Source organism: Paenibacillus sp. OSY-SE (assembly GCF_000283315.1).
Taxonomy (GTDB): domain Bacteria; phylum Bacillota; class Bacilli; order Paenibacillales; family Paenibacillaceae; genus Paenibacillus_B; species Paenibacillus_B profundus.
In genome coordinates this window covers 1-15,005 of sequence record NZ_ALKF01000156.1, presented here as the reverse complement: position 1 = coordinate 15,005, position 15,005 = coordinate 1, and the positions used below count along the sequence as shown (strand labels likewise).

General features: G+C 51.2%; 16 protein-coding genes. 3 read left to right on the top strand and 13 right to left on the bottom strand.

All coding sequences use genetic code 11. From position 1 onward, the window contains the following. Positions 1 to 94: 94 nt before the first annotated feature. Positions 95 to 1,012 carry an NAD-dependent epimerase/dehydratase family protein gene (locus A372_RS0106260; protein WP_019419971.1) on the top strand — a complete coding sequence of 306 codons (918 nt, stop codon included), beginning with the start codon at positions 95 to 97 and terminating at the stop codon, positions 1,010 to 1,012. Positions 1,013 to 1,163: 151 nt separating this feature from the next. Here the strand turns inward: A372_RS0106260 and rlmD are convergent, their stop codons facing one another. The 4 genes from rlmD to A372_RS0106235 form a co-directional block, all read right to left on the bottom strand. Further along, a complete protein-coding gene (rlmD, locus tag A372_RS0106255) occupies positions 1,164 to 2,801 on the bottom strand; it encodes a 23S rRNA (uracil(1939)-C(5))-methyltransferase RlmD (protein WP_019419970.1) in 1,638 nt (545 codons plus the stop codon). 836 nt (positions 2,802 to 3,637) lie between these two features. After that, the gene (locus A372_RS0106245; RefSeq protein WP_019419968.1) at positions 3,638 to 4,540 is read right to left on the bottom strand and encodes a diacylglycerol kinase; all 903 of its coding nucleotides are present in this window, start codon (positions 4,538 to 4,540) and stop codon (positions 3,638 to 3,640) included. 175 nt (positions 4,541 to 4,715) lie between these two features. Then, positions 4,716 to 5,735 carry a sirohydrochlorin chelatase gene (locus A372_RS0106240; RefSeq protein ID WP_019419967.1) on the bottom strand — a complete coding sequence of 340 codons (1,020 nt, stop codon included), beginning with the start codon at positions 5,733 to 5,735 and terminating at the stop codon, positions 4,716 to 4,718. A 2-nt stretch (positions 5,736 to 5,737) separates the two neighbouring features. Next, positions 5,738 to 6,028, bottom strand: coding sequence for a YerC/YecD family TrpR-related protein (locus A372_RS0106235; RefSeq protein WP_019419966.1), 291 nt, complete (start codon positions 6,026 to 6,028; stop codon positions 5,738 to 5,740). 292 nt (positions 6,029 to 6,320) lie between these two features. Here A372_RS0106235 and A372_RS0106225 point away from each other — a divergent pair, with 292 nt between their 5' ends. Beyond that, the gene (locus A372_RS0106225) at positions 6,321 to 6,827 is read left to right on the top strand and encodes a tyrosine protein kinase (RefSeq protein WP_157259460.1); all 507 of its coding nucleotides are present in this window, start codon (positions 6,321 to 6,323) and stop codon (positions 6,825 to 6,827) included. 287 nt (positions 6,828 to 7,114) lie between these two features. On the opposite strand, the gene A372_RS0106220 is transcribed toward A372_RS0106225, so the two are convergent. From A372_RS0106220 to A372_RS39250, 4 genes are all read right to left on the bottom strand, one after another. Further along, positions 7,115 to 8,101, bottom strand: a complete 987-nt coding sequence (locus A372_RS0106220; RefSeq protein ID WP_019419963.1) for an inorganic phosphate transporter — start codon at positions 8,099 to 8,101, stop codon at positions 7,115 to 7,117. 112 nt (positions 8,102 to 8,213) lie between these two features. Next, entirely contained in the window at positions 8,214 to 8,825 is a 612-nt protein-coding gene (locus tag A372_RS0106215; protein WP_019419962.1) for a DUF47 domain-containing protein, read from the bottom strand. Positions 8,826 to 9,061: 236 nt separating this feature from the next. After that, positions 9,062 to 9,367, bottom strand: coding sequence for a DUF3048 C-terminal domain-containing protein (locus A372_RS35350; protein WP_272943458.1), 306 nt, complete (start codon positions 9,365 to 9,367; stop codon positions 9,062 to 9,064). Positions 9,368 to 9,426: 59 nt separating this feature from the next. Then, complete coding sequence (locus A372_RS39250) at positions 9,427 to 9,708, bottom strand: DUF3048 domain-containing protein (RefSeq protein WP_337483502.1); 282 nt, start codon at positions 9,706 to 9,708, stop codon at positions 9,427 to 9,429. Between the two features lie 41 nt (positions 9,709 to 9,749). On the opposite strand from A372_RS39250, the gene A372_RS39245 reads away from it, so the two are divergent. Then, on the top strand, positions 9,750 to 10,046 hold the full coding sequence (locus tag A372_RS39245) for a hypothetical protein (protein WP_337483488.1): 297 nt from the start codon (positions 9,750 to 9,752) through the stop codon (positions 10,044 to 10,046). A gap of 674 nt (positions 10,047 to 10,720) precedes the next feature. Here A372_RS39245 and A372_RS0106190 read toward each other — a convergent pair. The 5 genes from A372_RS0106190 to A372_RS0106170 form a co-directional block, all read right to left on the bottom strand. Continuing rightward, positions 10,721 to 11,551 carry an alpha/beta hydrolase gene (locus A372_RS0106190; protein WP_019419959.1) on the bottom strand — a complete coding sequence of 277 codons (831 nt, stop codon included), beginning with the start codon at positions 11,549 to 11,551 and terminating at the stop codon, positions 10,721 to 10,723. A 292-nt stretch (positions 11,552 to 11,843) separates the two neighbouring features. Next, entirely contained in the window at positions 11,844 to 12,083 is a 240-nt protein-coding gene (locus tag A372_RS0106185) for a hypothetical protein (RefSeq protein WP_019419958.1), read from the bottom strand. A gap of 68 nt (positions 12,084 to 12,151) precedes the next feature. After that, positions 12,152 to 12,730, bottom strand: a complete 579-nt coding sequence (locus tag A372_RS0106180; RefSeq protein ID WP_019419957.1) for a TetR/AcrR family transcriptional regulator — start codon at positions 12,728 to 12,730, stop codon at positions 12,152 to 12,154. Positions 12,731 to 12,783: 53 nt separating this feature from the next. Continuing rightward, positions 12,784 to 13,575 (bottom strand): ABC transporter permease subunit, encoded by a 792-nt coding sequence (locus tag A372_RS0106175; protein ID WP_019419956.1) that lies wholly within the window; start codon positions 13,573 to 13,575, stop codon positions 12,784 to 12,786. After that, positions 13,575 to 14,531, bottom strand: a complete 957-nt coding sequence (locus A372_RS0106170) for an ABC transporter ATP-binding protein (protein ID WP_019419955.1) — start codon at positions 14,529 to 14,531, stop codon at positions 13,575 to 13,577. Before A372_RS0106170 ends, A372_RS0106175 begins: the two co-directional genes overlap by 1 nt. Positions 14,532 to 15,005 lie beyond the last annotated feature (474 nt).

Sequence of the window (15,005 nt, the reverse complement as noted above, 5' to 3'; positions counted from 1 at the left end):
TAACTATAATAAAATACCGTACTTTCATTTATTTTGTACTTCATATAGTATAGTGCTAAAGAATCCTTAAGTAAATAATGGGGGCATGAAAAGAATGAAGGCAATTGTCTTTGGAAGCACTGGATTTATTGGTAGTCATGTAGTGGAACAATTGCAATTAGCTGGACATCAAGTAACGGCAGCGATTCGTGATACAAGTAATACAACATTTTTAGAGAGTTTAGGGGTCAATGTAGTTAGGATTGACTTTTCGAATCCTGAAGCAATTGGAAAAGCAATAGAAGGGAATGAAGTTGTTTATAATTGTACGGCTGATACAAATCTACATACACAAAACAGCTTGTATGCTCCAGTAGAAACAAAATTAACTAAAACGCTAATTGAAACAGCCGTTTCACAAGGTGTTTCCCGATTTATTCAATTAAGTACAATCGTTGTATATGATTTTAAAAGTAATAACCCTATTGATGAATCCTACGTTTCACAACCTGAGTACCTAACACAAAGAGTAGCTATTGAAAGGGAAAAAGTGATTGAAGAAGTAGCGAAAAAGACTGGGATTGAAACCGTGATTTTACGTCCAGCAAGTACCATTGGCTTTAGAGATACCAAATCATTTTTTGCAAGGTTATTTACCGCTCATACGAATGACCAATTTCCGATGGTTGGAAATGGCGATACTAAAGTGTCTCTAATAGATACAAGAGATATTGGAAGGGCAATGGAATGGTTAGGAACTTACGAAAAACCGAAGGCTGACAATGGGGTTTATTTACTTAAAGGTTTTGATACAACTTGGTTTCAATTAAAGAAAGAAATTGATCGGCAAACTGGCAGGAATGCTAAAATTGTTCAGTTATCGACATCTGAACAAACAATAATGGTAAAAAATTTTACAATAAATAGAATTTGGGATGACAACAAAATCAAAAAGTTGGGATTTAATACGAGATATTCTTTAACCGATGCAGTGGAAGCTTCAGTTTATGACTTACTTAATAGAGTTAAGTAAATTATTAAGTTCATTTATTGACGAAAAGAGCAACCGTAGTCGAATTAAGTTGGACAGAATCAAAAGACAAAGGTAGGAGAAAGGACAAAATAATTGAATAACAAAGAGGGGCGATGCCCCTCTTTACAATGTTCGCCAATACATCTCCTTTTTATTTGTCTTTCCGCACTAACAGTGAACAGCACTCCACATGTGGCGTATGCGGGAACATGTCCACTGGCTGCACCTCAACCACCGAGTATCCTCCATCCGCCAAAATACGCAAATCGCGCGCTAACGTAGACGGATTGCACGATACATACACGATCCGCTCTGGACGCATTTCCAGCATCGTATCCAGTAAGGCTTGATCACAGCCTTTGCGCGGCGGATCAACCACAATCACATCCGGAGACTCGCCATACTCTTTCCAGCGCGGGATGACCTCTTCGGCTGCGCCAACGGCAAACTCCGCGTTCGTAATTCCATTCAGCTCCGCGTTGCGGCGCGCATCGGCAATCGCTTCCTCAACAATTTCCACGCCGAGCACCCGCTTCGCGCGCTGCGCCAGGAACAGCGAGATCGTCCCGATGCCGCAGTACGCGTCAATGACGGTCTCCTGCCCGCTCAGGCCGGCATACTCCACTGCCTTCTCATACAGAACTTCCGTTTGCACCGGATTCACCTGATAGAACGAACGTGCGGAAATCTCAAACTTAATTTCCCCGATATAATCGGTAATATATTCGGAACCCCATAGCACACGGGTTTTGTCGCCCATAATGACGTTGGTGCGCTTTGTGTTAATGTTCTGGCACACACTCTTCAGCTGCGGCAGAGCCTCTGCCAGCTCGGACACGATATCCGCTTCATGTGGAATCCGCTCCCCGTTCGTGACGAGCGTAATCATCAGCTCGTTCGTACGGAAGCCGACGCGCATTATAACGTGACGCAGCAGGCCGCTATGCGTCTCCTCATTGTACGGCTCAATGCCGTATTTGCGAGCTATCCGCTTTACGGTGCGCATCGCTTCATCATTCGCCTCATGCTGAATAAGGCTCACATCCGTATCGATAATGCGATGACTCGCCTTGGCGAAATATCCGCCGATCAGCTCGCCCGTCCGATCATTCTTGCCAACCGGCATTTGACTCTTATTGCGATAGCGCCAAGGGTGTTCCATGCCGAGCGTCGGCAGCACCTTGACCGGATGCGCCTGCATCTGCATTTCCGAAGCGCCGTCTTCCCGTTCGACAGCAGCATCGTTAGAACCTGCTTGTCCATTTTCATTACTGTTCAGACCCGATACCTCTGCCGCCTCACTCTGAGCCTGTTCCCCGTTTTCCTCAAGCACAGGCTCTACGCGGAACTTGCCGATTCGCTCCAGCACATCAATGACATGCTGACGCTTCCAGCGCAGCTGCTCTGTATACGCCAGATGTTGCAGTTGGCAGCCGCCATAGTAATTTGCCGGATATTCTGCCTCAACTCTATAAGGGCTGTTGACCAGACGCTCCAGCACCTTGGCATAGCCGTACTGCTTCTTCACCTTCAGCACGAGCGCCCGCACCCGTTCGCCCGGCAGCGCGCCCTGCACGAAAAGGGTAAAGCCCTCCACCCGGCCGACACCTTCGCCATCGTGGGTCAATCCGATAATGTCCAGCACGACCTCTTCATTTTTCTGCACCGGAGCCGTCCGCTCGTTTGCATGTGCCGCGCGTCCACCCGCCGCCGTCCGTGAACGCGTCGCAGATGCAGACCTTGCTTCATTCCGGCGCCCTGGCCGCTTGCCTTGATTGTTCCCTTTCACGCTATGCCCTCCTGCTTCTTCGTTGCTCTATATCATTTAGCCGTCTTAGCCTTACGTTTGAATCCCATACACTTGTACATCATACAACAACTACAGCTCTCCATTATCGTTCCCCATCATACCACATAACTCCGCCTTCAATGAAAAAACCTTTATCCGAGGCCTTTCAAAGATCAGCAACCACATTTAAAAGTAGATTTTTTATGTCTTATCGCTAAAAAACCGCCTGGAGGCGTACCTTCTGTCAAATACTAAGAGATTGACTCTCAAAAATACGAAATGATGTTACTCCGCTCGTTCCGTGACCTGCTCAGACTGACGATGATTCACTCTCGCCTCTTCTCCTCCTTTGCTCCATTCTCCCATTCCATCAGGAAACTGTAAAAAAGGAAACCTTTAACCGTACCAATCCTTCATTTCTCTTCCATCAGGAGACAGCACGACCTATAACGACTCAGATTCTCTGCCATTAGATCGACTGCTCTATGCAAACCATCTTCATACCAATCATGGTATATCAATGATACGCCATGTGCTTGCTCCTCGACTCCCTCCTCCTGACTATGTGGGAGAATGGACATAAGGACTATAACAACATGAATGACCGTCAACATATTTTCGTTTGAAAGGGAGGAGGTGCTGCCATTCTGAATGAGGGGGAGAGTGAGACAAAGGATGAAAACAGACATACCTTCTCCGGGAAGTGTAAAGTGATTTAATTCACTTTATAGCCCCACGTCATATAAACATTCCTGAAGAGAAGAAATGGCCTGACCCGCCCCATAACAGCAGCAAGCCAAGCCGTTCGTTCTCATCCGAACAACGCTTCCAATCTTTTATCCCTCATCCAGGACATCCGCAAAAATCCGCAAATGCGACGGCAGCACTTGGAACGTCGCCGGCAGCAGTCCGCCGTACTCCCCGTCCAGATTGAGCTGCACCGTATCCGGCGAGGTTACCGACACGCGCTTCGTCTGCGCATACATGATGAGCGGATCGTTCACATGCTCGCCGCGCAGCGCCATGCCTGCCACGCGAATGAACTCCGCCAGATTGCACTTCTTCAGCATGATGACGTCGAACAGACCGTCGTCGATGCGCGCATCCGGCGCCAACTTCTCGAAGCCGCCAACGGAGTTCGTGTTCGTAATGAGGAATAACATGAATTCCTCATGGAATACGCCATGGCCATCCAGCTCGATGCGCAGCTCCGTCGGACGCAAGCGCGTCATCTTCTCGAGGCCCTTCATGTAATAAGCGAGCTGTCCAATCATCGTCTTCAGCTTGCTTGGCACCTCATATGTCAGCTCCGTCAACGATCCGCCGCCCGCGATGTTGATAAAATATTTATCATTCGCCTGCCCCAGATCAATGACCCGCGTCATCTGCCGCGTAATGATCGAGCACGCCTCTTCCCAATTGCGCGGAATGCCAAGCGCCCGGGCGAAATCATTCGTCGTCCCGAGTGGAATGATGCCAAGCGGCGGCCGTTCCGGCTTGCCTGCCATGCCGTTAATGACCTCGTTCAACGTGCCGTCTCCGCCAGCCGCGATAATCATATCGTAGCCGCGGTCGATCGCTTCCGCTGCACTCGTCGTCGCATCGCCTTCGCCGTCCGTTGCGTGTGTTGTCGTCTCGATGCCTGCGGCATCCAGCATCTGCAAAATATCCGCCAGCCGCTTCTTGCCTTCCTCCCGTCCGGAGGTCGGATTATAGATTAGTCTCGCTTTTTTTATCATGACTGCGTCACCCATTTACAATCTATTCATATCGATGTGGTCTCACAACCATTATCCGTGCGCAGCAACAATCTCACCAGCGCCGTACTCTCTACTTGCATGCCAATCAGAACAACCGGCTCATATATCGTTCAATCTTCTATGTTAAACGTTTTGGTGAAAAAAACAACTATTTTCAGTCCTTCAACCTGCCTGCCAGCATCGCCAGCAACCTCTCTGCTTCGCGCTCCAGCCATCGGCCTAGCGCTGGATGCGGCAGCAGCGTCTGTCCGTCATACATGACCGGAACGTCAGCCAAGCGCTCAGGAATAACATGAGTCGTAAAATACCCTCGGCTCAGAAATACCGGCACCACCGCCACACGCCGTGTCACGGCATGTGCACCGACCCCTTCATCTGCTCCAAGGGATGGAGAAGTATCGAACATCGGGAACGGCGCGGCTAGCTTCTCCGCACGCTCACCAAATCCATCTGCTGCGCCGCCAAGCAAGCTCATTAATCGCTGCGCTGCGGCCGCGACGTCCTCGCAGCAGAGCAGCGCATGCGACGCAGCCGCGCACATGCCGCGCTTCACGAGCAGCCGCGCCAAGCCGCGCAGGCTGTCATGCCAGCGCGCCTGGAATGGCTCGTGCTGGCTGCCGTGCGCTACCAGCAGCACGCCATCCGCGCCGGGGCGCACGCCCAGCCCGCGCAGGCGGGCCTCCACCATGCGGAGGAGAATATCCTCCTCCGCATCATCGGCTCCGCCGAGCGCACGCGCGGCATCGCCCCCCGCGCCTCCGTTGGCCTCCTTACCGTCAGCCAACCCGGGCCACTCGCCGCTGGCCTCGCCAAGCTCAGCCGCCACGGCCCCGCCGTCCAGCGGGCGCCCGTACAGCACGCGCGCGTTCACGCGGAACGGCGCCAGCCCCGTCTTCGCAAGCGGCGCCGCCGTCACGCCGAGCGCGTACGCGATCTCGTCCACGTGCGTGCTGCCCGCGGACACGAACAAGGGGATGACCCCGATGTGGTCTACCCCTTGCGCTTCCAATACGTCGATGCCGTCCTGAATAGTCCGGTTCGGCACGCATTCCAAAAAAGAAGAAGCGATCGGTACGCCTTCCGGCCACGCAGCCTTGGCAATCGCTTCATCTACTAGTGTAACCCAAGAGCCGTCTCGTGAACCGTGGCTAATAACCAACAGACCCGGCTTCATACTTATCGCCCGAGACGCTCCAATGACATCTTGTACCCGTCATTCCCGTAATTCAAACAACGCTTCACGCGCGAAATCGTGGCTGTACTCGCTCCGGTCTCCGCTTCAATCTGATTGTACGTACAGCCTTTGCCCAACATCCGAGCAACCTCTAGTCGCTGGGATAAGGATTGAATTTCATTTACCGTGCATAGATCGTCAAAGAAAATATAGCACTCTTCCACTGATTCAAGGGTCAAAATCGCCTCGAACAGCTGGTCGATCGTCTTATCGTTCAATTTTTTCAATTGCAACCTTATCCACCCCTACTTCATCGCTTGTACCCTCATTGTACTTCCTTTATCCTACCTTTTCAAGCGTTACCAAGTTCGTGCTTTAGAGAATAGTAGTAAAAATAAAGCGTTTCCATTTGAGATTGGGCGTGCGCCTACGGGCGATCGTCCAAACGAGTTGTTCGCCTACCACATACAGTATACTAACCCATTGGATAGAGCCAATCAATATTTTATTGAAAAAGGTCGTGATCATATGAACGCGCCTCACCACGGACGACAGGTCCCGACGCATCAGCAGGATCTCATGTCCGTGCCAAGCTTACACATACCGAAGCAGCACTCCTCATCCGCATCGGCTCAGTGGACCCGCAGCTTCTCAGGCGGCCTCCCTCCTTCTCAATTCCAGCCGCCGTCACCGCCCGATACGGCCATCGTACCATACACCCCGGTCGCAGAGACACCGGTGACCACGCTCAATACGGAGAAGAAAAGCAGCTTCTCCATCAACGACATCAAGCAGGTCATCGACCGCATGGGCGGTATCGACGGTATCGTGTCCACGATGAACAAGGTTCAAAAGGTTATGCAAAGCGTCTCGCAAATTGCGCCGGTAGCGAAGCTGCTCATGGGCAGCCTTCTTCCTAATAAGAAGGGCAAGAAGGAAGCGGACGACGAGGTGGACGAGTGGGATGAGGGACAATCCCAGCGCAGACGGAGAAGACGTCAGCAACGCAGACGCAGCCCGAGCAATCGCACCGGCACGAGAAGACCAGTGAAGCAGCGCCGGACGCACCCGAATCAGCGACGTAAACGATGAAGCGCTGAAACACCGCCTTCTCCCCCCCAAGCAGTATCGGCATTCAGCACAATCCAGTCCGGATTCATCAGCACTGTTATGCGCCTGCCGGATGGACAACAAACGGACACCGGACAACAGGGATCCCCTCCCTACTCAGGCGCCTAGAGGCTGTCTCCATAGTAAACTTCTACTGTGGGGGCAGCCTCTCTCCCATGTCCACCCTCTCCCAATTAGCTTCGTCTGCAAGCACAAATAAGGGGTGTTCCCGCGAAGTAGAAGCTCTACTCCCGGAACACCCCTATTTATTAATAAAAGACAAAATGGATTACTTTCAAAATAATCATTGCCAGCACCGCACAAATCGGAATCGTAATAAACCACGTAATGACGATTCGACCTGCTACCCCCCACTTGACAGCCGAGAAACGCTTGGCGGACCCAACCCCCAAAATCGCGGAGGTGATAGCATGCGTAGTGCTAATTGGCAAGTGCGTCAGCGTCGCCGACATAATAACCGAAGCGGCGGACAAATCAGCGGCAAAGCCGTTAATTGGTTCAATCTTGAAAATTTTTGTTCCCATCGTCTTAATAATCTTCCAGCCGCCGATGGACGTACCGAGTGCCATCGCCGTGGCAGCTGCAATCTTAACCCACAATTGGACTTCCATATCGGTCTGAACCTGCGCCGTTACGAGAGCGAACGTAATAATACCCATCGCCTTCTGCGCGTCATTCGTCCCGTGGGTGAAAGATTGGAACGCCGCCGTAATAATCTGGCATGTCCGAAATCCTTTGTTGACGGTATGCGGACTATGTCTGCCGAAGATCCATTTCAGTATCGTCATGACGATATAACCAACGACAAATGCAATAATCGGCGAAATGATGAGACCGATAACGATGCTCTTGAATCCGCCTAAGTTCAAATAATCCATCCCGGCTCCGGCGAACACCGCCCCCGCCAACGCGCCAATCAGCGCATGGGAGGAGGAGGACGGAATTCCGAACCACCATGTAACTAGGTTCCAAATAATAGCTGAAATAAGCGCTGCTGCCACGATCTCCAACCCATTTTCCAGCTTGGCGGGATCGGCAATGCTGCCCCCAATCGTCTTCGCCACGCCCGTAAACGTAAGAGCTCCGACGAAGTTCATCGTGGCAGCCATTAGAATCGCTACTCGCGGCGGCAATGCCCGCGTTGATACCGACGTCGCGATAGCGTTCGCCGTGTCGTGGAAGCCATTGATGAAGTCAAAGCCCAGCGCCAAAATGATGACGACTCCCACGACCATTAAAGTCATATCTATTTCCATTTACCGCGATTGCACTGAACCGAGAACCGCTCGCGTCCGCGCAATACCCAACCTCCTTCGTACACTCAGCTTGCTTATGCTACGACAGTTATTAGGAATTCCGCATGACGATCGATTCCAGCTGGTTCGCTACATCCTCACAGCTATCCGTAGTCTCTTCCAATCGTTCATACACATCTTTGCGTTTTATCAATTCAATTGGGTCCTTCACATCGACGAACAAAGCCCGAACACCGCGGCGGTAAATATCGTCAGCCGCATTTTCCAGCTCGTTAACGCGAATATTGTGCTCGCGAATCGCAAGGAGCTTCTTCTGTGATAGCAAACGAATTGCTTTCTGAATTTCATAGGTGCTGCGTTTAATAATATCTGCGAACAACACCACGATTTCATCACGTTCAAGCATCTGGTACATGTCGAAACGCGAAGCACTGGCCTCCATCCCGTCAAGAACGTCATCCAATGCCGTCGTCAGCGCCATAATATCCTCACGCTCGATTGGCGTAATGAAGGTTTTGTTGAGCTCTGTCAAAATCGTGTGGGTATACATGTCGCATTTGCTCTCTAATTCCTTCATTTCCTTGGTAAAAGACAACACATCACTCAAATCTTCTACACCTTGTGCGAACGTTTCTGCTGCTTGAACGAGCGTATCCGCCATATTTTGCAGCGTTTCGAAAAACACGTCCTTCTTCTTGAACATTCCGAGATCTCCTTTGCAACGAGAAATTGCGTATGTGATGTAAACTTTTCAAGCCTTACATAGTTTATCACATGACCCGGTAGGTTTGTAAAGAAACCGTAAAGCGAAAGTGAGCATTTGTCGAAAGTTTACGTCATTTTTAAGGCGACTATCCTGTCTTTTTCGACAATTTTCGTGTTTTTTCAAAAATAAGGCTGTAATCCTTGATACCACGCGGTTTTGTGTAACAATTCTAATCATTTCCAATCGATGTGTTTGAGCAACGGCGGCTCGTGCGGCACGATCAACACATGAGTCTTCCCCGGCTTCAGCGGAAGGACTTGTCTGGACTGCATGAATTCAAAAGTGCCTTGCTCGTTGCGCTGCCATGTGCCGCTATAGCTCCGCCCGCCCATGAACAAAAGGGCATCGCCGCCAGCATCCAGCTTCACTTCAAGCCGCCCGACATTATCTACGATGCGGTGCGGCGCTTCAATTACGAGCACATTATCGGCCGTGAGCGGCTTGTCCGTTGCCATGTCAAGATGCGGCTCGTCGTTGATATGACGGATTTAGTTTCCGCTATTTTCATCATATGCATACTGAACGCGATCGCCATTGTTCATAAAGGGACTTCTATGCGGGTTGCTGCAACATTTGGAGCGGCTGGATCGCTCGTGGAAGGCATGATGGCGGAAACCTCTGTCTCTGTCTCAGTCAGCAACGGTGCGAAATTGAAGGCTGGCAGCGCTTCGTCCTCCATCGTGAACCGTTTGGCCGCGGTCTCAGTGACCTTGCTCAGCTTCGTGTACAGATTGTGCGGCGCCTTGCGGAACGATTCCCGCCAAAATGCTCCGCCGGCATTAGAAATTTCATCCAAGTCCGGCTTCTGCTGCTTCTGCAGGATGGAATACGCATCTGGACTGCCGCCCGCGTGGACCAGTCGTGGACCAGCACGGCATAGAAGCTCTCACCCAGCTCGATCAAGTATGGCCGAATATTGCGCACCGGCCCGAGCGCGCCGTCATAGTCCAGCTGACTGTGGTAGATGGCGCTATCCGGGTAATGCCGCCTTCCGCAAGCACCTTAATAAGCATGTCGGCGCACGATACGGCACAGGCTGACGCTGATCAGACTCGCTTTCATCCAGAGCCTACACTCCGTCTTCCTTACCGGCATCCGGTGGCTCCGATGCAATTCCCTTCCCTGCACCGGATTGACATGCAGCCATCACCAGCATGAGCATACATAACGATCCGATGACCATCACGCGTAACTTTCGCAACAATCGCAACGCCTCCCCCGAATTACATTTCTTTTATTCTCCATTTTTTCGCACCCGTTGTCCACTATGGCACCTTCCGTCTCCTTCTAGGCAGATTTTAAACAATTGTTCCTTCCGTGCAATTATAAGTCCTGAATGATGGTGATTCGCTTCATCCGACCCTTTGCTTCATTCTCCCCTTCCATCAGGTGGCGGCACTTCCAATGACCATGCTGGTTCACTGCCCAACCTAAGCGGTCGCTTCAGTCATAATCAACGTACGGTATTTTACAATACGGCATGTTTACATTCGGCATGCTTACATTCGGCATGCTCCCTATTCCGGATGCCATCCCTCCTGACTGTATGGGAGAATGAACATAAGGGCGATTACACGGAGTCACGGCTACCTATTTTCGTTTAAAATCTATTTTATCGCTGCGCAGAGCTAAACTTCTCCTTCATAGCAAAAAAACGAAGAAGCCGGCTCTTCGCCCGTCCTCTTCGCTCTGCAGCAACCTATCTTGCATCTCGTCTTACTTCGTCATCTGGCTCCGTTTCTCTCGCGGCGCTCATTCTGCGCTGTCTTGCATCGCTCTGTCTATCGACATCTGTTGCATACTGTTCAGTCTGCCATCATCCTTTACGCCGCTCAGATGCTCCAGTTCGCCCATTCCCCCTGCCGCTTCTCCCACTGCTTCAGCCATTGAATCGTGCAGGAGAACAGCTTCTCCCGATGCTCGCCGCTAGAGTACGTATGGTCGGCTTGAAAGACGATCTCCTTGTCGCACTGCCCGTCGCTGCGCATCCAGAACACCTTCTGGTACAGGAAGGTGTAGTCCGCTGGAATAGTGTCATCGCTCGTACCGTGGACGAGCAGCACGTCCCCGTTGAACTTCGACGCCTCTTGGAACGGTTGATGCTTGCCTAGTGAATTGAAATAGGCCGGAGTGAACGTGTAGCCCAAATAATCGGATGCGCCATGGGTTATCGACTCGTCATACCGTTCGCGTCCGACGATGCGTACGATATCGTTGAACGGGTAAGCGACGGGAGACCACAGCACCAACCGCTTAATGCGCGGATCACGTACCGCCGTTAGGAGCGCCACGGCCCCGCCCAGGCTGTGACCGATGAGCGTCACGCGTTGCGGATCGACATTGCCGCAGCCTAGCGCATAATTCACCACCGCTTGCGTCTGCTCTATCATATCGTCGAGGCCGAAATGTCCATACTCGCCTGTACTCTCACCGCAGCCGGCAAAATCAAACCGGATCACAATATGCCCTTCCTGCGCAAGCCGCCGCGAGGCATTCACAAACAACCGATCGACGCCGATCCGGCTGCCGACGAAGCCGTGGCAAATAATCGTGACCGGAGTGCGTTGCTCCGATCCAGACTCAAAAGGCGCCCGCTCCTCTGGATAATGCAGCGTTGCCGCCAGCCGTTCCTGCTGCCAACGAATATCGATTTGTCGTTCCATCGCCATTCCCCTCACTTTTTCCCCAACAATGAATGTATTGTTCAATATCTTATAATTCCGATTAATTTACTATGAATTAAGTAAATTCTACTCCAGCTTTCATTAGGTGTCAAGTCCCCAACACGTCAATGCTTTCCTATTTTTCAGCAAAAAAATAGCCGCAACACCGCTCTCGCAGCACTGCAGCTTTTATCTTCCCATACAGCCCGATGGTTAGTCGTCCCTTGCTCTACTATGAACCACAGCATAGGACTAACACTTTCACCTTAAGGATGTTCCTGCCTGCACCCCGCTAATATAAACCGTAGGAACGCTGCACCATTTGATGCGTTTCAAGCGTTCCATCCGACATGCCTTCGTGCAGCAGCGCGGCAGAAGTCGACTCCTCGGACTGATCGGCCGGAGATGACGGAGAATCCGTGCCGTCCTGCAGCATCGATTCCAATGCAGATGCCTCATCCAATCCCCGCGTATGCTCTTGGGACAAATACAGCTGTGTTAACGCGTCAACTAACGGATACGGATTTTTCATCCTCGCTTCCCTCCTGCCATATAATTTCAACCTCTTATACGACATTATTATGGAGGAAGGGGGATAAATTATGCGTGATGCTGATCGCGATCAACCAACATGCCGTGACACAGCATCGTCATCAGCTGCTCCGAGATCGTCCGCATGCTGAAGCATCCGTCCAGCTTGCCCGGCTGCGCCAAGAACTGCTTCATCGAGATGAGGAACCTGACGATAAGATGCGGGGACAGCTCCTTGCGAATATACCCTTCCTGCTGCCCACGGAAGATGGCCTCCTCGAATTCCGGCAATATATGCTCCTCCGAATAGGACATCAGCCTCTGAAAGGTAGCCGGATAATATTGCACCAGATCGCTAATAAAGGATTGGGATACGTCGTCGAACTCATGGTACTCCATCATCCGCTTGAACAAATCGTACGTATCGCTCGCTTCCGCAATGACCTTGCGGAGATGCTGATGGGATTCCTCCAACATCTGATCGATAATGACATCCAGCAGTCCTTCTTTGCTTTGAAAATATTTATAAATGGTCATCTTCGCGACCGGAACCGCTTCGGCCACCTGCTCCATGCTCGTCTCTTGAATTCCTTGTTCGAAAAATAAGCGCCGACCCGCTTTCACGATGGCGATGGCTTTACTGTTCAAGTGACATGCGTTCCCCTTTCTGAACGGATGCTGTCGGCGGCTGACCTAACCCATTATAAATCCCGGCGGGAAAGCAGCAGCCAGCCTCCCAGCACTCCGACTATATATAGTAATATCGTAATGAATACGCCGTTCCATGGCAAGCTGCCCGAAGTGAACATTTCTTCTCCGCTGAAAATTGTGAACAGACTGAAGTCGGAGAGCCAGGATAACGACTCATTCATCCCTGCCAGCATATTGAGAAGAAACGAAATAATGACGATGCCGATACTTATTGCAAGACCTGCCCGCTCCGAAGCGACGAACACCGTAATCAAATACCCGACACCGGCAAACGCCAGCGCCGCCAATGCCCCAGCTACCGTATAGACAAGCAAAGTCTCGGCATCCTCTATTGTGCTGAACCACTGCCCGAACAATAGCGTTACCCCATAGCTTAGCGCAGTGATGAGAAGCAGACCCGACAGATGGGCAGCCGCTTTGCCCATGAACAGCCCGCCACGCGATATCGGCAGCGTGAACATAAAATCAGCCGTGCCGCCGTCCCGTTCGCGGGATACCGTAGAAGCCGCCCATATCGCTGCAAAAGCCCCGATCAGCATGGTAAAGAAGACAAGCGGTTCTCCCCCCATCCAGCCTTCGAAGCTGCCTAGCATCTCGGTATGGAACCCGAAGCCTTCCAGCAGCGCCTGCGGAAATTGATCTAACACCTTCAGCAGCTGATCGTTGTTCATATACATATCGCCAACTCCGGCGAACATCATTTGGAATAACACAATAATAGCGGTCCATATGATGAAGCTCCGCCGGTTCGTGCGCCACTCATAACGAAATACTTGCCACATCAGGACTCACTCCCTTCCTGTTTCACGGCCTTTCTGTGGTTGTGTATAGATACGCACTCTGGCGTATTGCCCGCTTCATACTCTGCCATGAACAACTGCTCCAACGACGGCTGCTCGATGCGAATATCATCTATCTCGTGAGACGACAGTTGACGCAGGGCAAGATGCAGCTCCCCGCGCAGCAACAGCCGGTGTTCTCTGCCGTCATATACGACACCTGGATTGAGGCTTCGCAGCTGGTAGCTATCCGTACAATCCCCAGGCTGTCGGAAGCGGACATGCACGATGCGTTCGTCCTTGCCTGGAATGGAGTCGATATCACAGACGCACAGCAGCTTTCCTCCGCTAATAAACGCAACCCGTTGGCACAGCTTCTCCACCTCACTCAGTACATGCGTAGAGAAAAATATCGTCGTCCCCTTTTCATTTTGCTCGCTCAGCATGTCGAAGAACGTATGCTGCATGAGCGGGTCCAGACCGGACGTCGGTTCATCCAAAACGATAAGCTCCGGTTGGTGGAGCATGCATTGGACGATGCCAAGCTTCTTGCGGTTGCCGAGCGAATAAGACTTGACGCGCTTGCGCACATCCAGCTTCAGACGTTCCGCGTAAGCAAGCGCCGGCGTATGCTTGAGCGCGAGCCCATGTACGGACGCGGCGAACGCTAAAACCTCCATCCCCGTCATATCTGGATGATAGTGCACCTCAGAGGGTAAATAACCGATGCGTTTACGCAGGTCCGGCCGCTCCTTGCTCACCCGTTCGCCGAATAGCTCAACAGTGCCCGCCGTCGGACGAATCAACTGCATCATCGTACGCAGCGTTGTAGACTTTCCCGCCCCATTCGGTCCAATAAATCCAAATACTTCCCCTTGCTTTACCGTCAGATCAACCTCCTCAATACCGCGCTGCATACCGTATCTCTTCGTCAAACCACACATTTTCACAACATCCATCCCACCCACCCCATTCTATACTTCAATTATATTTTGAGTACATTATATGAGATTTATTTTTCTTTTTCAATATATTTTTATACTAATAATCACCCAAAAGTATAGCCAACCCCAATATACTTCCAATGAGACACCCCTACGCTGTGACGCTAAGCTACCGATACACCATACTGCGATACTGCTAGATCCAGATCCAAGACCTTAGAAGCCCATATACCGAGGTACAGAGCTCCTAAGACATTCATGCTAAGAAACTGACATATCAAAATTACTGTGATACCAGTACTGAAACACTGAGCTATATAGTTACTAGTTCAAATAGATGCTGATACTGAAATACCGCGTTACAAGTTACTGAGCTGAGGGGGGGATTGACACTATTGCCTAGTTTCAAGCCACTGAGTTGAGGGGTGATTGGCTCTTTTGCCCAGTTTCAAGCCACTGATCTGAGGAGAGATTGGCTCTTTTGCCCAG

Excerpts from the sequence above, each read along its gene's own strand:
- A372_RS0106260 (WP_019419971.1), top strand. The coding sequence starts at position 95 with ATGAAGGCAATTGTCTTTGGAAGCACTGGATTTATTGGTAGTCATGTA.
- A372_RS0106245 (WP_019419968.1), bottom strand. The coding sequence starts at position 4,540 with ATGATAAAAAAAGCGAGACTAATCTATAATCCGACCTCCGGACGGGAG.
- A372_RS0106240 (WP_019419967.1), bottom strand. The coding sequence starts at position 5,735 with ATGAAGCCGGGTCTGTTGGTTATTAGCCACGGTTCACGAGACGGCTCT.
- A372_RS0106220 (WP_019419963.1), bottom strand. The coding sequence starts at position 8,101 with ATGGTCGTGGGAGTCGTCATCATTTTGGCGCTGGGCTTTGACTTCATC.
- A372_RS0106215 (WP_019419962.1), bottom strand. The coding sequence starts at position 8,825 with ATGTTCAAGAAGAAGGACGTGTTTTTCGAAACGCTGCAAAATATGGCG.
- A372_RS0106190 (WP_019419959.1), bottom strand. The coding sequence starts at position 11,551 with ATGGAACGACAAATCGATATTCGTTGGCAGCAGGAACGGCTGGCGGCA.
- A372_RS0106185 (WP_019419958.1), bottom strand. The coding sequence starts at position 12,083 with ATGAAAAATCCGTATCCGTTAGTTGACGCGTTAACACAGCTGTATTTG.
- A372_RS0106175 (WP_019419956.1), bottom strand. The coding sequence starts at position 13,575 with ATGTGGCAAGTATTTCGTTATGAGTGGCGCACGAACCGGCGGAGCTTC.
- A372_RS0106170 (WP_019419955.1), bottom strand. The coding sequence starts at position 14,531 with ATGGATGTTGTGAAAATGTGTGGTTTGACGAAGAGATACGGTATGCAG.